The organism is Streptomyces sp. NPDC050422 (genome assembly GCF_044458665.1).
In the GTDB taxonomy this organism is placed as follows: Bacteria; Actinomycetota; Actinomycetes; order Streptomycetales; family Streptomycetaceae; genus Streptomyces.
Genome location: NZ_JBITIE010000001.1, coordinates 113,838 through 134,960, shown reverse-complemented (window position 1 = coordinate 134,960; position 21,123 = coordinate 113,838). Strand labels below are relative to the sequence as shown.

Below are 21,123 nucleotides of genomic sequence, written 5' to 3'. Positions count from 1 at the left end.
CCGGCATGGGCGAGAGGCGAGCTGCCCCATCCCAGCACAGCGCCGACTCCGTTCCGACTTGCTCCGACGCTTCATCGGGTGTACCCCAAAGCCCCCTCGCCCCGTACCTCTTTCGGTATCTGCTCCTGTCGTCGAGAGGCGGTAACGCCCTCCCCAGGCCGCAGCACGTAGCGCACCCAGGATTCCGTCCGGCAGCCTGCAGAGCTGCATCGAGACGGCCGACGCACGTCGAGCGTCATGGCCAGACCGCCCGATGGGCGAAGTGGTCAGCTGTCGGGTTTCTTCGAGCGACCAGGGGCTGCGGCCCGGGTGGGGCGAGCGCTGGCCTCGATCTGCAGCGCGCACACGGCATTCGTCACGAGCTCGCGCGCGTATGCGGCGTCCAGCCGGCCCGGGCGGAAGAGGATGCGGTACATGATCGGCGCCACGACACGGTCGATCAGCAGTTCCCTCTCGGGCACCGGCTCCCCCCGCTGCACCGCACGGGCCAACACAGCGTCGATCTGCTCTGCGGCATACGCCGAACACCGACCGGCATTGGTGCCGTCCGGGTCGCCGAGCAGGGCGTCCCGGATGTAGGCGCGCGCGGGCGTCGAGGCCATCTCGTCGAGGAACTGTTCCGCCTACGCGTCGAGATCGGCCCGCAGGCTTCCGAGAGCGGCCGGATCCGTTTCCGGGCGCAGTCGTTCGACGGCCATGTCGGACAGGAGTTCCTGCAGGTCGCCCCAGCGACGGTAGATCGTGAAGGGGGTCACGCCCGCCCGAGTGGCCACCATCGGGACCGTGAGCGCGTCGCGGCCCACCTCCCCTACGAGTGCACCTACCGCCGCATGGACGGACTGCTGTACGCGTGCGCTGCGCCCGCCGGGGCGGGCCATGGGCGGGAATGCGGTCACCTGCCCTGAGTCGCAGCTCGCGTCGCTGTCCGTAGCCCGCTCTCGAATCGGCCATCTTGTGCCCTGGGAACGCTTACTGGTCGGATGGCACTCGCCCTGCCCTGTATCGCCGCGTCAGCCCGCTACAAGGCGAGATGCGCCGCAGAGCTGCAAGAACCCAGGTGCCACACGACTGAGCGGCATGGTGCGCGCTCCGCCACTGTGGGCCTCCACCTCGCAGGCACACCCTCCTCACTGGCATGAACATGCATTTTTCACCAACGGGACAACGACGTGGCGGACTTGACAGAGCCTCATGATCGTCTGGTGATACGCTCGCGTGCACATGCCACGTGAGCTTTCGCCTTGGCATGGCTACAGCCAGGGGGGCTCTCCGGGCGGTGACGTCTGCCCACAGCCGAGGGTCCGCTTGGACAGATTTCTAGAGCTGGACTACAGCCGCTCAATAGAGAGTCACATGACGAATTTTTGGCAGGATCCGACAGTCTGGGCGCTTGCCGTCGGCGTCGCTGTCGCCGCCACGGTAATCACTCGCCAGCGAAAAACGATCAAGGCGCTACGTCGTCAAAAGCTGGGCCTTCAGGGTGAGCTGACCGCATCGCAGGGCAGGGCCGCCGACCTCGAGTCCACCGTCACCGAGCTGCGCAGCGGCTACGACGAGGTGGTCCGCCAGGCTAAGGAAGAGGCGGAGGAGGCCACGAACACCGTACTGAAGTCGGCCATGCGGACCCTTCAAGGCCTCGCCGCGGAGCAGCAGCGGGCCATCTCCGGGCTGCAGAAGAAGTACGGCGACTCGGCCCTGTTGCGGGACATGCTGGACATCGACCACATGAACTCGCAATTCAACCGGCGTGCACAGTCCATTGCTGTGCTGTGCGGCGGGTGGCTTGGCCGGCAGCGGGAGGCTGCGTCGGTCTATGACGTGATCCGCGGAGCGCAGGGCCGTATCCGGCACTACCAGCGCATCGAAATCGCCTCACGGGTCGATTTCGCGGTGACCAGCCGTGCCGTCGAACCGATCGCGCTGACGGTGGCCGAGCTGCTCGACAACGCGACCAGCTATTCCGAGCCGTCCACCATGGTCGAGGTCGAGGTGCGGACGGTGCCCCGGGGCATCTGCATCGTGATCGACGACGCCGGTGTCGGCATGAGCGAGGAAGAACGGACAAACGCCACCGCTCTGCTCTCCAGCGGGTCTGCGGTGAGCGTTTCGGAGCTCGGCAACCCTCCCGCGTTCGGTTTCGCGGTGATCGGTGCCCTGTGTGCGCGGTTCGGGTTCACGGTCGCCATCGACAGCACCTCTCCCTACGGCGGCGTCCGCGCAGTGGTGATGGTGCCGAAGGAGTTGTTGACCGAGATGCCCGAGCCCAAGACGCCCACTACCACGCAAGAAGTCAATGCCGCTGCCGCGAGCCGCGGTTCGGCTCCTGCGGCGACAGAGGGCGGGCTGCCCCGGCGACGGAACAAGCGCGGCATGGCGCTCGTGCCGGACGGCGGCCGCAGGTCTGATGAAGCGCCGCCGGCCCGGTCAGCAGAGGCACGGGTGGCGGCCATGGGTGCGTTTCAGCGCGGCACTCTCAGCGGCCGAGGTGCGGGGGTACCGGCCGCCGAAGGTGATAGCACTGCCGATTCACACGAAGGATTCGATGCCCCGTGAGCGACGAACTGTCCTGGATGCTTGAGGACGCGCTGCAGATTCCGCATGCTCTCCACGCGGTCCTGATTTCTGGCGACGGCCTCCAGATGTCCCGTACTGCGGAGATTGACAGGGGCGATGCCGACAAGGTGGCCGCCGCCGTCTCCGGCCTGCAGTCACTCAGCCGGGCTGTCAGCTTCTTCTGCGGTGAGCACGGAGCGAACTGGCGCCAGACCCTCATCGAGTTCGACGGGGGCTGGGTGTTCCTGAACGCTGCGGGCGGCGGCAGCTACCTTGCCGTGGCCGCGTCGGCCGAGGTCGACATGCAGGACATCACGTACCGGATGCAGCAGCTGGTCAGCCGGCTGGGCAAGGCGATGTCGACCGGCCCTCGCGGCGACACGGTCACCTCATGACGGAACCCGGCCGTCCCGAGCCCGAGTTCGTGTCCGAGGCCGGAGAATTAGTCCGCCCCTACGTCATCACCCGTGGCCGTGACCTGCCTGATGAGGGCGAGTTCGCCCTCATCACTCTCGTTACGACGGCCAACGACAAGCAGCAACGCCCCCAGCGGCTCTCGCCCGAGGAGCAGCAGATCCTGGAGATGTGCCTTATTGGCTACCTCTCGGTCGCTGAGATATCCGCGCACTCCCAGCTGCCGCTCGGGGTGGTCAGGGTGCTGCTCAGTTCCCTCGCCGAGGGGGGCTATCTCGTGACCCGGGCGCCGGTGCCCTCGGCCCGTCCCACCAACAAGGCCTTGCTCAAGGAGGTGCTCGATGGCCTCAAGGCTCTCCCTGTCTGAGGATGCCTACGTGCCCAGCGGCGCTCAGCAGACTGCAGTGAAAATCCTGGTCGTCGGGCATTTCGCCGTCGGCAAGACCACCCTGATCGGCTCACTTTCAGAGATCACGCCGTTGTCCACCGAGGAGCGGATGACGACGCTCTCGGAGCGCGTCGACGACCTCAAAGGGGTTCAGGGGAAGACCACCACCACCGTCGCCCTGGACTTTGGCCGGCTGACGCTGAGCGAGCGCATCGTTCTGTATCTGTTCGGCTCCCCCGGACAGCAGCGCTTCGTGAGTCTGTGGGACGACACGGCCCGCGGAGCACTGGGCGCCCTGGTCCTGGTGGACCCCGAGCGCCTGGCCGACTCCTTCGACATCATGGATCTGGTCGAGAGCTACGGCCTCGATTTCGCCGTGGCCATCAATCACTTCGACGGCAGTACGGTCCACACCCCGGAGGAAGTCCGGGAGGCGCTCGACCTGCTGCCCGACACCCCCGTCGTCACCGTCGACGCACGCGACGAGAAGTCGTCCGTCGACGCCCTGATCACCTTGGTCCGCTATCTGCACGAGCGCGCCGACCTGGAGCACGCATGACAACCCCCTCTGTACCTCCGCCCGGCTGCCCCGCACACGGCAGCGGGCAGCGCATACCCCTGGACAGCGCGGAGTTCGCTGCCAATCCGCACGCGTACTACCGCTACATGCGCGAGCTCGGCCCCACCGCTCCGGTCACCATCGCCCCCGGCGTGGAGGCGACGCTGGTGACCGATTACAACGCGGCTCTGGAACTGCTGCAGGATTCGACGACCTTTCGCAAGGACTCACGCCGCTGGCGTGCACTGTCTGAGGGCTGCATCCGCCCCGACAGCCCGGTCCTGCCGCTGCTGGGCTACCGGCCGAACGCGATGTTCACCGACGGCGCCGAGCATGTGCGGCTGCGGCAGGCCATCACCGACTCCTTCGCCCGCGTCAGCAACAAGCGGCTCAGCCGGATCGTCAGCCAGGCAGCCCAGTACCTGATCAACCAGTTCAGCGCCCGCGGCAGCGCCGACCTGCTCCGCGACTACGCCCAGCAGCTCCCGCTGTACGTGTTCAACGAGCTGTTCGGCTGCCCGGCAGAGATCGGCGACCGGGTGCTGTTCGGCATCTCCGGCATGTTCGACGGAGTCAACGCCGAGGCAGCCAGCCAGGTCCTGCTCGGAGCGGTCAGCGAGCTGGTGGCGCTCAAGCGCGCCCAGCCCAGGGAGGACGTCACGTCCTACCTGATGCAGCATCCGGCGCAGCTGAACGACGAGGAACTGGCGCACACGCTGGTGTTGCTCCTCGGTGCGGGCGGCGAGCCGGAGGGCAACCTGATCGGCAACGCCTTCTACACGATGCTGACCAACGAGGAGTTCGCGCGCCTGGGGCAGTTCGACAAGGCTGTGGACGACACTCTGTGGCGCAATGCGCCAATGTCCAACTATGCGCCCCATTACCCGGTGGTCGACACGGACGTGGCCGGCGACAAGGTGCGCGCCGGTGACCTGGTGCTGGTGTCCTTCGGCGCCGCCAACACGGCGCTCGCGGACCGCGGTGCCGACACCCGCGGTCACCTCGCCTGGAGCGCGGGCCCGCACGCCTGCCCGTCGAAGGAGCCGGCCAGGCTGATCGCCCTGACGGGCCTGGAGACGCTGTTCAACACCCTGCCCGACGTTGAACTCGCCGTCCCCGCGGACAGCCTCGCCTGGCGGCCCGGCCCCTTCAACCGGGCCCTGGCCTCCCTGCCCGTCCGGTTCAGCGCAGTCACCCCACGCGCCGCGGCCGCACCGGAGCCGACGGCCGTGCCCCGCTACCAGGCACCCCCCGTCGCGGCCGCACCCGCGCCCGCGGCGCCGCAGCCCACCGGCAAAGCGGGGCGCTGGAGCAGCTTCATGAACTGGCTGACGGGCCAGTAGCCCACACCCTGTGATGCATGTGACACAGGCAGTTGACGCAGCCTGCATGAAAGATCAACTTCCTGGGTAGGACGGCGCGGAGTGTCTGGAGTGACACAAGATGAAGGAGAGCCAGTGGACCTCGCAAGCATCTCCGCGCCCCCATCCGCAAGCGCCCGACCGGGCCCACGGCGCACCACCCCCAGCAGACGGAACCCGTGCGGGGGCGGCGACCCCGACCGGACGCAGGACCGAATACCCGCTGCTCCCGGCAGCAGATACTCCCTCGTCCCCTCCCTTGTCGGCGGAGCACGTCCCCGTACTCCCTCACCGTCCAGACGCGTTACGCGCCACGACGTGCGAGGCACACGATGACCTCCCGCCCGGGCCCCGGCATACCGGTAACCAGCCCCGGTGAGACGACGCTCGGCGACCACGTACTCGGTCAACTGCGGCGCCTGGGCGCCACGGTGGGCCTGAGCGAGGCGGACACCGAGCTGTACGGACAGGTCCTGACCGACTCCCTCGCAGGCGCCGCCCACCGGCCGCTGTCCCTGCCGCCGGCCTCGCCCACCTTCCTCTCCGATGACCACACCCCCGTCGAGTTCTCCCTCGCCGGCGCTGCGGACGCCACCCCGGCCCTGCGCGTGCTCGTGGATCCCGGGTGGGCCCACAGCGACATGGTCGACAGCGGCCGCGCCGGGCTTGCGGCCATCCGCGCAATGGGCGCCCGCTGGGGCTTCGCCACCGACCAGCTCGACGCCCTCGCCGACCTGTTCTTCCCCGCTGCGGCCCAGGGCCCCCTGGCCCTGTGGTATGCGCTCGATCTGCGCGCCGGAGGGGTCCCAGGGGTCAAGGTCTACCTGAACCCCTCCGCCTCCGGCCCGGAGAACGCGGCCCGCACCGTGCGCGAGGCACTGCGGCGGCTCGGCTACGACCAGGCCTTCGAGCAACTGCCCCCGGCAGCCGGCTATCCGTTCCTCGCCCTGGACCTGGGCGCCTGGACGTCCCCCCGCGTCAAGGTCTACGTGAGACACCCGCGTATGTCAGCCGATGACGCCTGCGCGCTCAGCCGTACCTCCGGAGCCACAGCGGCCGACATCCGCCACTTCTTCCACGCGGCCGCGGGCTCCCTCGCGCCGTCCGGGCGCGGCGGAAACGACACCCTGCGGCTGGTGCGGCGGCCGGCGCTCACCTGCCACTCCTTCACCGAAGGCGACAGCAACCCGAGCGGCTTCACGCTCCACATTCCCGTTCGCGACTACGTGCGCGACGACGAGGAGACCCTCGCTCGCGCCACAGCCCTGCTGACCCGGGCCGGCCTGGACCCCACCGTCCTGAACCGAAGCCTGGATGCGCTCACACAGCGGACCCTCGCCGACGGCGTGGGGCTGATCGCCTACCTGGCCCTCGTGTACGAGCGCAACCGGCCGCCCCGGCTCACCGCCTACCTGAGTTCCGAGGCCTACCGCGTCCGGCCACCGCAGGAGCAGTACCCGCGGGGTACCTCGATGCCTGCGCAACGCTCCCAGAGCGTCCTGGACCTCGGTCACCAGTCCATCGGCCACATCAACCCGCACACCGCACAGAAGGAAGTCACGTGGAGCCCTACCGCATCAAGGTCGTAGAACCTCTTGCTTTCACCACCCGGGAGGAGCGCGAGGCCGCACTGAAGCGGGTCGCCTACAACCCCTTCGAGCTGCGGGCCGACGAAGTCACCATCGACCTGTTGAGCGACTCCGGGACCGGTGCCATCTCCGCAGACCAGCTCGCCGCCGGAATGCAGGGCGACGAGTCCTACGCCGGCAGCCGCTCCTTCTACCGGTGGCACGAGGTCGTCTCCGAACTCACCGGCTACCCCCACATCCTGCCGGCCCACCAGGGCCGCGCGGCCGAGCGCATCCTCTTCTCCTCGCTCCTGCGGCCTGGCACGAGTGTGCTGTCCAACACGCACTTCGACACCACCCGCGCCAACGTCGAACTGACCGGCTGCACGGCGTACGACCTGCCCTGCGCCGAGGCGAAGGACCTCGACAGCGACTTTCCGTTCAAGGGCAACATCGACCTGATCGCCCTCGAACAGGCCCTGGAGAACGCGGACCGGACGCCCGTTGCGGCCGTGCTGATGACCATCACCAACAACGGTGGCGGGGGCCAGCCGGTCAGCATGGAGAACCTGCACCGCACCGCCGAACTGTGCCGCCGTCACCACGTGCCGATGATCCTCGACGCGGCCCGGTTCGCGGAGAACGCCTGGCTGGTGACCCAGCGCGAGCCCGGCTACGCCGACCGCACCCCGCGCCAGGTCGCCGAGGAAGCCTTCCGCCTCGCCGACGGCTGCGTCATGAGCGCGAAGAAGGACGGGATCGTCCACATCGGCGGCTTCATCGGCCTGAAGGACGCCGAACTCGCCGAGCGGTGCGGCGGTCTGCTCATCGCCACCGAAGGATTCACCACCTACGGCGGTCTGTCCGGACGTGACCTCGAGATGATGGCCCGCGGCCTCCTCGAAGTGACCGAGCCGGCCTACCTCGCCGAGCGTGCCGACATAGCCGCCCATCTCGCCGCGCGCATCCGCGAGGCCGGCGTCGACATCGTGGAACCCGCCGGTCTGCACGCCCTCTACGTCAACGCCGGGCGCCTCCTGCCCCACATCCCCGCGCACCAGTACCCCGGCACCGCACTCGTCTGCGAGCTCTACCTGCGCGGAGGCATCCGCTCGGCAGAGCTGGGGTCGCTGTACCTCGGTGAAGAGGACGAGAACGGCAACCCTGTCAAGACGGCGCCCTACGAACTTGTACGGCTGGCTCTCCCCCGACGGGTCTACACCCGCAGCCACTACGACCACGTTGCCGCCACCCTGGCAGATATCGCGAAGAATCCTGAATCGGTCCATGGCTACCGGGTTACGGGCCAGTCCCCGATCCTCCGACACTTCAGCATCAAGCTGGAGCCCGTGAAGTCCGGCGACTGATCAGCACTCTTCGTTCGTTACGACACGAGCCCAGCCATCAAGATCCTGAAGCAGTGCAGAACTTCGGCTGTACCGGTCCAGCGACAGCGCGGCGGCCACGGGAAGGCCCCACCCTGGTGGCGAATTCGAGGGGTCGTTGCAACACGTGGTCGGTTGATCAGGCCGCGAGCAGTTTAGACAGGCGCTCGGCTGGGGTTTCCCAGCCGAGCGTTTTGCGTGGGCGGCTGTTGAGTTCGGCGGCGACGGTGTCGAGATGCTCGCGGCTGTGGGTGGCGAGGTTGGTGCCCTTGGGGAAGTGCTGGCGGAGCAGGCCGTTGGTGTTCTCGTTCGAGCCGCGTTGCCAGGGGCTGCCGGGGTTGCAGAAGTAGACCGGGATGTCAGTGGCGATGCTGAAGGCGTGGTGGGCGGCCATCTCGGAGCCCTGGTCCCAGGTGAGGGACCGTAGCAGGTGTGGCGGCAGGGATTTCACGGTGTCGGTCAGGGCGTCGCGGAGGCTTTCGGCGCTGTGGTCGCCGGGCAGGTGGACCAGCATCAGGTAGCGGGTGCTGCGTTCGACCAGGGTGCCGATCGCTGATCCGCTGTTCTTGCCGATGATGAGGTCTCCTTCCCAGTGGCCGGGGACGGCCCGGTCGTCGGCCTCTGCCGGACGGTCGCTGATCATGACCATCGGGGTCGTGAACCGGGGCTGGCGCTTGGCTGCCTGGCGGTGAGGGCGGCGACGGGCGCGGCCGGTCCGCAGGGCCTGGGTGAGCTCGCGTCGTAGTTCGCCGCGTCCTTGGACGTAGAGGGCCTGGTAGACCGTCTCGTGGGTCACGTGCATCTCCGGGCGGTCGGGGAACCGTGTGCGAAGAGCGTTGCAGATCTGCTCGGGGCTCCAGCGCAGGGTCAGGTGGTCCTGGATGAAGTCCCGCAGTTCGGGGTTCTGGCCGATCTTCCCCGTCTTGGGGCGGGGCCGGCGGGTACCGGCGCGGGCCTGGGCGGCGTGCGGCCGGTACTGGTCGTTGCCCAGGTGCCGGTTGCGGCGTATCTCGCGGCTGATGGTGGACGGGCTGCGGCCCAGCTCGGCGGCGATCGCGCGGACCGTGGCCTTCTCCCGCAGCCGGTCGGCTATGTGGATGCGATCGGCCTCACGCAGGTAGCGGGACGGGCCAGGGCTGGTGCGTCGCCCGCGGCCGTAAACCGGGGCCGCGCACCACGGAGGTGAACCTCGTCTCGTACGTCTCTCAACTCCGCCGGAAGCAGATCGGGCACGACACGATCCGGCTGTCGATCGCGGCCATCGTCGACATGAACGCCCGGGCCGGGCACGAGAAGTGGCCGCCCACCGCGAAGGCCCTGAAGATCTACGCCGACGCCCGGCACGAGCAGGCGGAGAGCGGCCGAAGCCCGCGGTCGGCTCCGCCCATCGACATGGATCGCCTCATCCAGATGGTCGACGGCTGCCCAGACACCCTGGGCGGGCTGCGCGACGAGGTCATCTGCTACCCGGGCTACTACTGCCGCGGGCGTCGCTCGGAGCTGGCCAAGTTCAGCATCGCCAGCGTGGAGTTCGTCAGCGACGAACTGGCGGTCGTACGGAAGTGGACGTCGAAGAACGACAAGACCGACGCCGGCCGCGAGTACGAAATCGACGAACCGAAAGCGGTGTCCGCGCTGCACCGGTGGATCACCGCTCTGCAGGAGCATGGCCAGCGCGCGCCGCACCTGCCGCTGCTGCGTCGGGTGGACCAGTGGGGCACCATCGGGCCGGTGAGCAAAAAGGCGTGGGGCATGACGCCGCACGCCGTCAACGAGGCGGTCAAGCACCTGGCGCGGCGCGTGAAGCTGGACGTGGCCGGCGACGTGACGTCGCACGGGCTGCGCGCCGGCGTCCCCACCGACCTCGGCCGGCTCGGGTACTCGGCCGGGGAAGATCAAGGAGATCACCAACGACTGGTCTTCCACCGAGCAGGTCGAGAAGTACCGGAAGATCGGTCGGCGACGCGCGGGCAAGAAGGCGAACGACCGGCGATCCAAAGCCATTACGGAGCTGCAGCAGCTGCGGCCGGAGGCCGATCCGGCCGGCTAACCGGGGCTCGGCCTTCGTTTCGCAGACGCGGCCCCGCGCACAGTCCTTCGATCGCAAGAAGAGAAAAAGGGCAGCACATTCACCGTGGCGCCCCCTCCACCTGTCCGAGAGCGGGAGGAGGTCCTCGCGCAGCCGCACGAACCACAGAGTCCGGTGCAGCGTGGCGCCCACCACTACCTCGGCGATCACCACGGTGGCGACGCGGCGGCGGCGGCCGCCCGGCAGGGTGCTCCCAGCACGCCAGCGACGGCCCGCCCCAGCGCAGGCCGCTGGGCAGCGGGGAGTTGGTTGGTCTCGGCCTCCGTCCCGTCCGCCAGGCCGACCGTGCCGTGCGTGCCGTGCGTGGGCCGGGCGGCCGGGCCCGCCTAGCACTTCCAGTCGTTTCTGCATTTCAGAAGCGGTGGACGCTGTCTACCACCGGCAGACGAAGAACCTACTGGCACTCTGCACAGGTGGCTGAGTGGGACCGCTCAGCACCACGAAATTTCCGGCACGTTGCCCCTCCCGCACAGTCAGGAGGCCGCCTGACCAGCGGTGCAATGCACCTGATGGCCCATCAGAACGAGCGGCAGGCGAGCGTCAAGACACCCCGCAGAGCGTCATTTCAGCGTCAAGATATCGCCCGTAACGCCCACAGCGCGCATAACGCACATCAACCAAACCCGCAGGTCAGGCACCCTTCGCGACCGGTTCAAGGATCGCGACGCACTCCACATGGTGCGTCATCGGAAACAGATCGAACGCCCGCAGCGTCCGCACCTTGTAGCCGCCCTCCGCGAAGTACGCCAGGTCCCGCGCCAGCGCCGCCGGGTCGCAGGCCACGTACGCGATCTTGCGTGCCCCGAGGGTCGAGAGGCGCTTGACGACCTGCTTGCCGGCTCCCGCGCGCGGCGGGTCCAGGACGATCAGGTCGCACTCGGTGATGCCCGTGCGGGGCAGGATCTGGTCGACCTTGCCGTGCTCGATGCGGACCCGCTCCAGGTCCTTGAGGTTGTGGCGGGCGTCCTCGACCGCGCGCTTGCCGGACTCGATGCCGAGCACCGCGCCCTTCTCGCCGATGCGCTGGCCGATGGCGCCGGCGAACAGGCCGACACCGCAGTAGAGGTCGAGCGCCATGTCGTTCTTGCGGGGCAGCAGGCCCTGCATCACAGCGCGGACGAGAGTGTCCGCGGCCTGCGGGTGGACCTGCCAGAAGCCGCCGGAGCCGACGCGGTAGGTGCGGTCGTCGGCGCGCTCGCGGACGAAGCCGCGGCCGTGGACGCGGTGGACTCCGCCGTCGCGTTCGTCGACGCGCAGGACCGAGACGGGCTTGTCGAGCTCGACCAGCGGGAGGCGGCCGCCCTCGCGCGGGGTGAGGATGACCTGGCGGTCGTTGGAGCCGGTGGCGGCGATGGCCTCCACCGTGGCCATCTGGGGCCAGTCCTGCTTCTCGATGCCGAGCTCGGAGACGCCGGGGGCGGCGATCAGGCACTGATCGATGATCTCGATGTCGTGCGAGCGGTGCTTGCGCAGGCCGACGCGGCCGTCCTCGTCGATGGCGTACTGGACGCGGGTGCGCCAGGCGGGCACCTCGCCCGGCGGGAGCTTGTCGCCCTCGGCCGGCATGACGGTGCCGTCCCAGCCCGCCTCCTCGGGGGTGAGGCCCGCGAGCCGCTGGAGCTGCTCGGCGATCACTTCGCCCTTGAGCCGTCGCTGGGCGCCGGGCTTCGCGTGCTGCCAGTCGCAGCCGCCGCACTTGCCGGGGCCGGCGAACGGGCACGGGGCCTTCACCCGGTCCTTGGACTCCTCGATGATCCGCACCGCGTCGGCGCGCAGGAAGCGGGAGTCGGTGGCGCCGTCGGTGACCTTGGCGACGACCTTCTCGCCGGGCAGCGCGTGGCGTACGAACAGGACCTGGCCCTCGGCGGTGCGGGCGATGCAGTGGCCGCCGTGGGCAACCGGGCCGACCTCGACCTCGCACTCCTGCCCCACGAGCGAGTCCCCGGCCTGCGCCTCCTCGGCCTGCGCCTCCTCGGCCTGCGTCCCGTCGGCTTGCGTCCCGTCGGCCTGCGTCCCGTCGGCTTGCGTCTCCTCGGCCTGCGATTCCCCGGTCTGCGGCGAAGTGGATTCGTTCTGCATGAGGGGGTGGCTCCAGAGAGAGAAGGTGATCAAGACAACGGCGCAAAAGGAAAAGCGGCCGGACAACAACCTACGAGTCTACGTGGGTGTCGTCCCGCCGCTTACCAGGAGCAGAGGATGCCGCGGGTCAGCCCTTCTGCGTCGGCTCCTTGTGTTTGCGCTCCACGGGGCCGCGTCGCACCGAGCCCGGAGCGCTCCAGTCCGCGCGCTTGCGGGCACGCTTCTTGGCCGCCTCGGAGGACTCCAGCTGATAGGGGACGGAGGTGACCATCACACCCGGGGTGAAGAGCAGCCGGCCCTTGAGCCTGAGGGCGCTCTGGTTGTGCAGCAGGTGCTCGTACCAGTGGCCGACGACGTACTCCGGGATGTAGACGCTCACGACGTCGCGCGGGCTCTCCCGGCGCAGGCCCTTGACGTACTCGATGACCGGGCGGGTCACCTCGCGGTAGGGCGAGTCGAGGATCTTCAGCGGGACGTTGATGCCGCGCCGCTCCCAGTCCTCCTTCAGCGCCTTCGTCTCGGCCGGGTCGACGCTGATGGAGAGCGCCTCCAGGTGGTCCGTGCGGATCAGCTTCGCGTACGCGAGTGCGCGCAGCGTCGGACGGTGGAGCTTGGAGACCAGGACGATCGAGTGGACCCGGGAGGGCCGGACGGTCTCGTCGGACGGGGTCTCGTCGGCGGCGATCTCCGCGGCGACCCGGTCGTAGTGCTTACGGATCGCGGTCATCGTGCCGTAGAAGATCACCATGCCGAGCAGCGCGACCCAGGCGCCGTGGGTGAACTTGGTGGCGAGGACGACGACGAGCACCAGGCCGGTGAAGAAGGCGCCGAAGGTGTTGATCGCGCGGGAGCGGATCATGTGGCGGCGCTTGAGCGGGTCCTTCTCGGCGCGCAGGTGCCGGTTCCAGTGCCGGACCATGCCGGTCTGGCTGAGCGTGAAGGAGACGAACACGCCGACGATGTAGAGCTGGATCAGCCGGGTCGAGTCGGCCCCGTAGATGACGACCAGCAGGATCGCGGCGCCGGCCAGCAGCACGATGCCGTTGGAGAAGGCGAGCCGGTCGCCGCGGGTGTGCAGCTGGCGCGGCAGATAGCGGTCCTGGGCCAGGATCGAGCCGAGCAGCGGGAAGCCGTTGTACGCGGTGTTGGCGGCCAGGAAGAGGACGAGGGCGGTGGCCGCGGCGAGGATCACGAAGAAGAACGTCCCGTCGCCGAAGACCGCGGCGGCGACCTGGGAGATCACCGGGTCCTGGACGAAGGACGAGCCGACCGGGGAGCCATTGTTGATCAGGTCCTTCGCCGGGTTCTCGGCCATCTTGACGTCGGTGGCCATGGCCAGCCCGATGATGCCGCAGAACATGGTGACGGCCAGCAGGCCCATCGCCGCGAGGGTGGTGGCGGCGTTCTTGCTCTTGGGCTTGCGGAAGGCCGGCACGCCGTTGCTGATGGCCTCGACACCGGTGAGGGCCGCACAGCCGGAGGAGAACGCGCGCAGCAGCAGGAAGACCAGGGCGAAACCCGCCAGGCCCCCGTGCTCGGCCTTGATCGTGTAGTCGGAGGTCGGGGCGTGCATGGTGTCGCCGAGCACCAGTCCGCGGAACGCGCCCCAGATGATCATGATGAACACGCCGGCCACGAAGAGGTACGTCGGGATCGCGAAGAGCTTGCCGGACTCCTTGACGCCGCGCAGGTTCATCAGGGTCAGCAGCACGATGGCGGCGACGGCGCAGGCCGTCTTGTGCTCGACGACGAACGGGATCGCGGAGCCGAGGTTCTCCACCCCGGAGGCGATGGAGACCGCGACGGTCAGGACGTAGTCGACCAGCAGGGCGCTGGCCACGGTCAGTCCGGCCTTCGGGCCGAGGTTGGTGGTGGCGACCTCGTAGTCGCCGCCGCCGCTCGGGTACGCGTGCACGTTCTGGCGGTACGAGGCGACGACGGTGAACATCAGGACCACGACGGCGACCGCGATCCACGGGCTGAAGTGGTACGCCGACACGCCCGCGATGGACAGCACCAGGAGGACTTCCCCGGGTGCGTACGCCACCGAGGACAGCGGGTCGGACGCGAAGACGGGGAGGGCGATGCGCTTGGGGAGAAGCGTCTCCCCCAGTTTGTCGCTGCGCAGAGCCCGGCCGATCAGGATCCGTTTGGGCACGTCGGTCAGTTTGGACACGCTGAGGATCGTAAGGGTTCCGTATGGGAGCAGCCCACGCACCACCCCCGTGGCCCCGCAATCTCCTGCACTCGGCCGGAAAGGCCACGAAATCCTTAACGGAATCCTTGCACCTGCGGCCTCTCAAAAGCCCCTCAATCGCACTCCGAACGCCCTCCGAACACTCGTCGAACGTTCTTCGAAGGCCTGCCCGAACACTTTGGGGGACGTCGCCTTTGCCACAGTGCCCACGGGATGAGCACACTCGAATGAGGCAACGCACCCGGCGCCGCTTAAGCTCATCCTGGGCAACGGGACGAACCGTTGCCCCATTGTTTGCCCGGCCAGCCGAGAAATGAGTGTGAGCAGGGTGTTTTCGCAGGTCAGCCGGACGATCAGGACTGCGAGGTAGGCGCAAGGTGCACATCGTCATCATGGGCTGCGGGCGAGTGGGGGCCGCTCTCGCGCAGACCCTGGAGCAGCAGGGGCACACGGTCGCCGTCATCGACCAGGACCCCACGGCGTTCCGGCGCCTCGGATCCGGCTTCGGCGGCCGTCGCGTCACGGGGGTCGGTTTCGACCAGGACACCCTTCGCGAGGCGGGTATCGAGGAAGCCGGCGCGTTCGCCGCGGTGAGCAGCGGCGACAACTCGAACATCATCGCGGCCCGCGTGGCGCGCGAGATGTTCGGCATCGAGAACGTCGCGGCCAGGATCTACGACCCCCGTCGTGCCGAGGTGTACCAGCGCCTCGGCATCCCCACGGTCGCCACCGTGCGCTGGACCGCGGACCAGATGCTGCGCCGGCTGCTGCCCTCGGGCGCCGAGCCGCTGTGGCGGGATCCGAGTGGTGGGGTGCAGCTCGCCGAGGTGCACACCACGCCGTCCTGGATCGGCCACAAGATCAGCACCCTCCAGGAGGAGACGGGCGTGCGCGTGGCCTTCCTCACCCGGTTGGGCGAAGCCATACTGCCGTCGTCGCAGACGGTGCTGCAGGAGGGCGACCTCGTCCACGTGATGATGCGTACGGACGAGATCGCGAAGGTCGAGGCGGCCTTCGCCGAGGGCCCCGAGGAGGGCGGTCACTGATGCGTGTCGCGATTGCCGGGGCCGGCGCGGTGGGCCGTTCCATCGCGGGCGAGTTGCTGGAGAACGGGCACGAGGTGCTGCTCGTCGACAAGGCGCCGACCGCCATCTCGGTGGAACGGGTGCCGATGGCCGAGTGGCTGCTGGCGGACGCCTGCGAGATCACCTCGCTGGACGAGGCGGCGCTGCAGCGGTGCAACGTCGTGATCGCGGCGACCGGCGACGACAAGGTGAACCTGGTCGTCTCGCTGCTCGCGAAGACGGAGTACGGCGTGCCGCGTGTCGTCGCCCGGGTGAACAACCCGAAGAACGAGTGGCTCTTCAACGAGTCCTGGGGCGTCGACGTGGCGGTCTCCACGCCGCGTCTGATGTCGGCCCTGGTCGAGGAGGCGGTGAGCGTCGGCGATCTGGTCCGACTGCTGCGCTTCAGCCACGGCGACGCCAACCTGGTCGAGCTGACGCTGCCGCCGGAGTCGGCGCTGGCGGGCACGCAGGTCGGGGAGGTCGCCTGGCCCGAGGACACCTCGCTGGTCACGATCATCCGCGGGCAGCGCGTGCTCACGCCGAGCACCGAGGAGACCCTGGAGGCCGGGGACGAGTTGCTGTTCGTGGCCGCCCAGGCGCGCGAGGAGCAGCTGGAGGACCTGCTGTCGGTGCGCCGGGGCGACCCGGAGAGCTGAGCAGCGACGCTCCACGCACGAGGGGCCTGTTACCGCCGGTGGCGGTGACAGGCCCCTCTCACATCCGGTGCGTGGCTCAGAAGTCCTGGCCGCGGGCCGCTTCGGCGGCGGCCGCCTTACGGGCCTTCTCGGCCTGCTCCTCGGCCTCCATCTCGGCGAAGACGTCGATGGGCGGCGGCGCCTTGGCGAGGAAGACCCAGGTGAGGTAGACCGCCAGCAGGAACGGCGGGATCTTCAGGGCGATCAGGACCCACCCGAACTGGGTGGTGTCGGCCCACCAGTACAGCGGGAAGAGGATCGCGCACTTGGCGAGCAGGATCAGTCCCCAGGCGTAGCTGGCCTTGGCGTAGGCCTTCTTACGGCCGGGGTTCCGGGTGCGCCAGGAGAGGTTCTCCTTGAACACCGGGCCCAGGATCAGTCCGATCAGCGGGAGGCCCGCGACCGTGGTGACGAGGTAGGCCAGGGCCAGTCCGAGCGTGTAGATCATGCCCGGGAGGTAGAAGTCCTTGGCGTTGCCGGTCATCTTCGCGAAGACGACACCGAAGGCCACACCGAAGACGCCGCTGAAGGCGTGCTTGACGGTGTCCCTGCGGATCAGCCGGACGGCCACGAGCACCAGCGACACCGCGACGGCCGCGATGGCCGAGTTCGTGAGGTTCTTGTCGATGGTGAAGATCGTGACGAAGAGCAGTCCGGGCAGGACCGTCTCCACCATGCCCCGGATGCCGCCGAAGGCCTCGAAGAGCGCGGCCTCGGTGACCGCCTTGGCGTCGGCCTCCTGCTGGTCTGTGGTGCGGTCCGTATCGGACGTCGGCTTGTCGAGAGACGTCACCGGCTACTCCTTGCCGAGCGGTCGGAGTTCGTATTTGGGGTTGAACAGCACCCGGCGCCCGTGGCTCATGGCGATGCGGCCGGAGGCGATGAGCTTGCGGCCCGGTTCGATGCCCACGATGGAGCGGCGGCCGAGCCAGACCACGTCGAGCGGCGCGGTGCCGTCGAAGAGCTCCGCCTCCAGGGCGGGCACTCCGGCGCGCGGTCGCAGGGTGACCGTCCGCAAGGTACCAGTGACCTTCACGATCTGGCGGTCGGTGCACTCGGAGATCCGGGTGCATCCCGATGCCTGCGAGTCCTCCTCCAGCTCCTCGCACTCCAGGTCCTCCTGGGAGCTGGAGAGCCGGTCGAGCATGCGCCGGAAGCGCCCGGACGGCCGCTCGGCCTTCTGGGTCTTCTCGAATCGGGGTACGGCACTCATACCCGAAGGGTACCGGTCTCCGGAGGTCCTGGAGGGTGGCCGCCGTCTCACTCGAACGGGTTACACGGGGGCCGTCCTCGGGCCCTCAGGCGCGCTCGAAGCGGTAGCCCATACCGGGCTCGGTGACGAAGTGCCGGGGGTGCGAGGGGTCGGCCTCCAGCTTGCGCCTCAGCTGGGCCATGTAGACCCGCAGATAGTTGGTCTCGGTACCGTACGAGGGCCCCCAGACCTCCTGGAGCAGCTGCTTCTGGCTGACCAGCCGGCCGCTGTTGCGGACCAGGACCTCCAGCAGATGCCACTCGGTGGGGGTGAGCCGCACGTCGCGCCCCTCGCGGTGGACCTTCTTGGCGGCGAGGTCGACGGTGAATCCCTCGGTCTCCACGAGCACGACCTCGTCGCCCCCGTCCTGGCCGACGGGCTCGGCGCGGCGCACCGAGGCGCGCAGCCGGGCCAGCAGCTCGTCCATGCCGAACGGCTTGGTGACGTAGTCGTCGGCCCCGGCGTCCAGTGCCTCGACCTTCTCGTCGGAGGTGTGACGGGCCGAGAGCACCAGGATGGGCACCCGGGTCCAGCCGCGCAGGCCCCTGATCACCTCGACGCCGTCCATGTCGGGCAGCCCCAGGTCCAGGACGACGACGTCGGGGTGGCGCGCGGCGGCGAGCTGGAGCGCGGTGGCCCCGTCGGGCGCCGCGTCGACCTCGTACTTGCGCGCCTTCAGGTTGATCACGAGGGCGCGTACGATCTGCGGCTCGTCGTCGACCACAAGCACCCGGGTCATCGCGGTCCTGCCTTTCTGCTGTACGTGGACATGCCGAGTTCTCCGCGGATCATGAGGCGGATCGTGAGGCGGTTCGTGAGGTGGATCGTGAGTGGATCGTGAGGCGGTCATGAGGTGACGCGTGCGGGCAGGTCGGGGCTGACCGGAACGTATCCAGAGGCCGCCTTGAGGGTCAGGACCATGGTGAGGCCGCCGCCGGGGGTGTCCTCGGCGTCCAGCGTGCCGCCCATGGACTCGACGAAACCGCGGGCCACCGCCAGGCCCAGGCCCACTCCCGCACCGCGCGGGGCGTCTCCGTAGCGCTGGAAGGGCTCGAAGATGCGTTCCTTGGCCTCGTCGGGAACGCCCCGGCCGCCGTCGGCCACCCGGAGTTCGACCCGGGCGCCCAGGGAGCTGGCGGCCACGGTGACGCGTACGCCGTCGGGACTGTACTTGACGGCGTTTTCGACGATGTTGGCGACGGCCCGCTCCAGCAGTCCGGGGTCGACGGCAACCATGGGCAGCGTTTCGGGGATGTCCAGCTCGACGCTGTCCTCGGGGACGCCGCCCAGGGCCATGGGCACGACCTCGTCGAGGTCGATCTCGCGGATCAGCGGGGTGACGGTGCCGGTCTGCAGGCGGGACATGTCGAGGAGGTTGCCGACGAGGTGGTCGAGGCGGTCGGCGCCGTTCTCGATGCCTTCGAGGAGTTCGGCCTCGTCGTCGTCGGACCAGGCGACGTCGTCGGAGCGCAGGGAGCTGACGGCGGCCTTGATGGCCGCGAGAGGGGTCCGCAGGTCATGGCTCACGGCGGCCAGCAGTGCGGTCCTGATCCTGTTGCCCTCGGCGAGCCTGCGGGCCTCCTCGGCCTCGCCGACCAGGCGCTGGCGGTCCAGGACGACGGCGGCCTGGGCGGCGAAGGCACCGAGCACGCGGCGGTCCTCGGCGGGCAGCACCCGGCCGGAGAGGGCGAGGGCCATGTGGTCGCCGACGGGCATGTCCACATCGGCCTCCTCGGGCCGGGCGACAGGCGCCGGGCCCACGCTGCCTGCGCAGGTCCACGGATCGACGTCGCTCTGCCGCTCCAGCAGCGCGACGGACTCCATGCCGAAGGTCTCGCGGACCCGGTCCAGCAGCGCGGCCAGGGTCGTCTCGCCCCGCAGCACGCTGCCGGCCAGGAAGGAGAGGATCTCCGACTCGGCGCGCAGCCTGGCCGCCTGATGGGTGCGCCGGGCCGCGAGGTCGACGACGGAGGCCACGGCGACCGCCACCGCGAAGAAGATCACGATGGCGACGAAGTTCTCGGGGTCCTGCACGGTCAGGGTGTGGGTCGGTGGGGTGAACCAGTAGTTCAGCAGCAGCGATCCCGCGGCGGCCGACGCGAGGGCGGGCCGCAGCCCGCCGAGCAGGGCCGCGGCGACGGTCATGAAGAGGAAGAGCAGGACGTCGTTGGCGAGCCCCGGGCCGTTCTCCATGCCCTTGAGGAGCAGGGAGAGGAGGACCGGTCCGCCCACGCCGACGAGCCAGCCCCAGATGATGCGGGCCCGGCCGAGCCTGGCGCCGCGGGCCATGGGCAGGCCGCGGCCCTTGGCTACCTCGTCGTGGGTGACGATGTGGACGTCGAGGTCGGTGCCGGACTCCCGGGCGACGGTGGCGCCGACGCCGGGTCCGTAGATGTACTGCCAGGCCTTGCGGCGGCTGGAGCCGAGGACGATCTGGGTGGCGTTGACGCCCCGGGCGAATTCGAGGAGCGCGGCGGGTATGTCGTCGCCGATGACGTGGTGGAAGGTGCCGCCGAGGTCCTCGACGAGGGTGCGCTGGACGGTCAGCTCCTTGGGCGAGGCCGAGGTCAGTCCGTCGCTGCGGGCGATGTAGACGGCGAGGATCTCGCTGCCGGAGCCCTTGGCCGCCATGCGGGAGGCACGGCGGATGAGGGTACGGCCCTCGGGTCCGCCGGTGAGACCGACGACGATGCGTTCGCGGGCCTGCCAGGTGGTGCGGATGTTGTGCTCGCCGCGGTACTGCTGGAGGTATTCGTCGACCCGGTCGGCGACCCAGAGCAGGGCGAGCTCGCGCAGGGCGGTGAGGTTGCCGGGGCGGAAGTAGTTGGAGAGCGAGGCGTCGATCCGGTCCGGCTTGTAGATGTTGCCGTGCGCCATCCGCCGACGCAGCGCCTGGGGCGACATGTCGACCAGTTCGAGCTGGTCGGCGCGGCGGACCACCTCGTCGGGCACGGTCTCGCGCTGGCGTACGCCGGTTATGGACTCGACGACGTCCCCGAGGGACTCCAGGTGCTGGATGTTGACCGTGGACACCACGTCGATGCCGGCCTGGAGGAGTTCCTCGACGTCCTGCCAGCGCTTGGCGTTGCGGGAGCCCGGCACGTTGGTGTGCGCGAGTTCGTCCACCAGGGCGACGGCCGGGGCCCGCTCCAGGACGGCGTCGACGTCCATCTCGGTGAAGACGGCTGAGCGGTACGCGATCTCATGGCGCCGGATCTGTTCCAGGCCGTGCAGCATGACCTCGGTGCGCGGGCGGTCGTGGTGCTCGACGAAGCCGACGACGCAGTCGGTGCCCCGCTCGACCCGGCGGTGCGCCTCGGAGAGCATCGCGTACGTCTTGCCGACGCCGGGTGCCGCACCGAGGTAGATCCGAAGTTTGCCGCGCGCCATGGCTCCATTGTCTTCCCTGTCCGGCTCTGTCCACCGGGACCGACGGCGGCCCATGCGGCAGCCACTGTCGAAACTACTCCTCGGATTTCCGGCATTTCGGGCGTGGAGTGCGGTTGAGGTCCGTAT

The 21,123-nt window shown here is 69.1% G+C and carries 15 protein-coding genes and 2 pseudogenes; 9 read left to right on the top strand and 8 right to left on the bottom strand.

The window, feature by feature from the left end; all coding sequences use genetic code 11:
• Nucleotides 1-266 precede the first annotated feature (266 nt).
• Nucleotides 267-878 (bottom strand): annotated as a pseudogene (locus ACIBJG_RS00580) (TetR/AcrR family transcriptional regulator C-terminal ligand-binding domain-containing protein).
• A 475-nt stretch (nucleotides 879-1,353) separates the two neighbouring features.
• Here ACIBJG_RS00580 and ACIBJG_RS00575 point away from each other — a divergent pair.
• The 7 genes from ACIBJG_RS00575 (at nucleotide 1,354) to ACIBJG_RS00545 (ending at nucleotide 8,210) form a co-directional block, all read left to right on the top strand.
• Nucleotides 1,354-2,553, top strand: a complete 1,200-nt coding sequence (locus ACIBJG_RS00575; RefSeq protein WP_399302407.1) for an ATP-binding protein — start codon at nucleotides 1,354-1,356, stop codon at nucleotides 2,551-2,553.
• Nucleotides 2,550-2,948, top strand: a complete 399-nt coding sequence (locus ACIBJG_RS00570) for a roadblock/LC7 domain-containing protein (protein WP_399302405.1) — start codon at nucleotides 2,550-2,552, stop codon at nucleotides 2,946-2,948. The genes ACIBJG_RS00575 and ACIBJG_RS00570 overlap by 4 nt, the downstream gene beginning before the upstream one ends.
• Nucleotides 2,945-3,334, top strand: coding sequence for a DUF742 domain-containing protein (locus ACIBJG_RS00565; RefSeq protein WP_399302403.1), 390 nt, complete (start codon nucleotides 2,945-2,947; stop codon nucleotides 3,332-3,334). Before ACIBJG_RS00570 ends, ACIBJG_RS00565 begins: the two co-directional genes overlap by 4 nt.
• Entirely contained in the window at nucleotides 3,309-3,914 is a 606-nt protein-coding gene (locus tag ACIBJG_RS00560; protein WP_399302401.1) for a GTP-binding protein, read from the top strand. The genes ACIBJG_RS00565 and ACIBJG_RS00560 overlap by 26 nt, the downstream gene beginning before the upstream one ends.
• Nucleotides 3,911-5,257 carry a cytochrome P450 gene (locus ACIBJG_RS00555; protein WP_399302399.1) on the top strand — a complete coding sequence of 449 codons (1,347 nt, stop codon included), beginning with the start codon at nucleotides 3,911-3,913 and terminating at the stop codon, nucleotides 5,255-5,257. The genes ACIBJG_RS00560 and ACIBJG_RS00555 overlap by 4 nt, the downstream gene beginning before the upstream one ends.
• Nucleotides 5,258-5,607: 350 nt before the next feature.
• Nucleotides 5,608-6,864 carry a tryptophan dimethylallyltransferase family protein gene (locus ACIBJG_RS00550; RefSeq protein WP_399302397.1) on the top strand — a complete coding sequence of 419 codons (1,257 nt, stop codon included), beginning with the start codon at nucleotides 5,608-5,610 and terminating at the stop codon, nucleotides 6,862-6,864.
• A complete protein-coding gene (locus ACIBJG_RS00545) occupies nucleotides 6,837-8,210 on the top strand; it encodes a tryptophanase (RefSeq protein WP_399302395.1) in 1,374 nt (457 codons plus the stop codon). Before ACIBJG_RS00550 ends, ACIBJG_RS00545 begins: the two co-directional genes overlap by 28 nt.
• A 157-nt stretch (nucleotides 8,211-8,367) precedes the next feature.
• On the opposite strand, the pseudogene ACIBJG_RS00540 reads toward ACIBJG_RS00545, so the two are convergent.
• From ACIBJG_RS00540 to ACIBJG_RS00530, 3 genes and pseudogenes are all read right to left on the bottom strand, one after another.
• Nucleotides 8,368-9,351: pseudogene (locus tag ACIBJG_RS00540) on the bottom strand (IS30 family transposase); the annotation flags it as partial.
• Between the two features lie 1,596 nt (nucleotides 9,352-10,947).
• Nucleotides 10,948-12,396 carry a class I SAM-dependent RNA methyltransferase gene (locus ACIBJG_RS00535; protein ID WP_399302393.1) on the bottom strand — a complete coding sequence of 483 codons (1,449 nt, stop codon included), beginning with the start codon at nucleotides 12,394-12,396 and terminating at the stop codon, nucleotides 10,948-10,950.
• A 127-nt stretch (nucleotides 12,397-12,523) separates the two neighbouring features.
• Entirely contained in the window at nucleotides 12,524-14,572 is a 2,049-nt protein-coding gene (locus ACIBJG_RS00530; protein ID WP_399302392.1) for an APC family permease, read from the bottom strand.
• A 398-nt stretch (nucleotides 14,573-14,970) separates the two neighbouring features.
• Here ACIBJG_RS00530 and ACIBJG_RS00525 point away from each other — a divergent pair, with 398 nt between their 5' ends.
• Nucleotides 14,971-15,639, top strand: a complete 669-nt coding sequence (locus ACIBJG_RS00525; protein WP_026242838.1) for a TrkA family potassium uptake protein — start codon at nucleotides 14,971-14,973, stop codon at nucleotides 15,637-15,639.
• Nucleotides 15,639-16,316, top strand: a complete 678-nt coding sequence (locus ACIBJG_RS00520; protein WP_359085389.1) for a TrkA family potassium uptake protein — start codon at nucleotides 15,639-15,641, stop codon at nucleotides 16,314-16,316. Before ACIBJG_RS00525 ends, ACIBJG_RS00520 begins: the two co-directional genes overlap by 1 nt.
• Before the next feature lie 76 nt (nucleotides 16,317-16,392).
• On the opposite strand, the gene ACIBJG_RS00515 is transcribed toward ACIBJG_RS00520, so the two are convergent.
• From ACIBJG_RS00515 to ACIBJG_RS00500, 4 genes are all read right to left on the bottom strand, one after another.
• On the bottom strand, nucleotides 16,393-17,148 hold the full coding sequence (locus ACIBJG_RS00515) for a DUF3159 domain-containing protein (RefSeq protein ID WP_399302390.1): 756 nt from the start codon (nucleotides 17,146-17,148) through the stop codon (nucleotides 16,393-16,395).
• A gap of 3 nt (nucleotides 17,149-17,151) precedes the next feature.
• On the bottom strand, nucleotides 17,152-17,568 hold the full coding sequence (locus ACIBJG_RS00510; RefSeq protein ID WP_359085391.1) for an OB-fold nucleic acid binding domain-containing protein: 417 nt from the start codon (nucleotides 17,566-17,568) through the stop codon (nucleotides 17,152-17,154).
• Nucleotides 17,569-17,653: 85 nt separating this feature from the next.
• Nucleotides 17,654-18,346, bottom strand: a complete 693-nt coding sequence (locus tag ACIBJG_RS00505; protein ID WP_148021380.1) for a response regulator — start codon at nucleotides 18,344-18,346, stop codon at nucleotides 17,654-17,656.
• 107 nt (nucleotides 18,347-18,453) lie between these two features.
• Nucleotides 18,454-20,997, bottom strand: a complete 2,544-nt coding sequence (locus tag ACIBJG_RS00500) for an ATP-binding protein (protein ID WP_399302387.1) — start codon at nucleotides 20,995-20,997, stop codon at nucleotides 18,454-18,456.
• Between the last annotated feature and the right edge of the window lie 126 nt (nucleotides 20,998-21,123).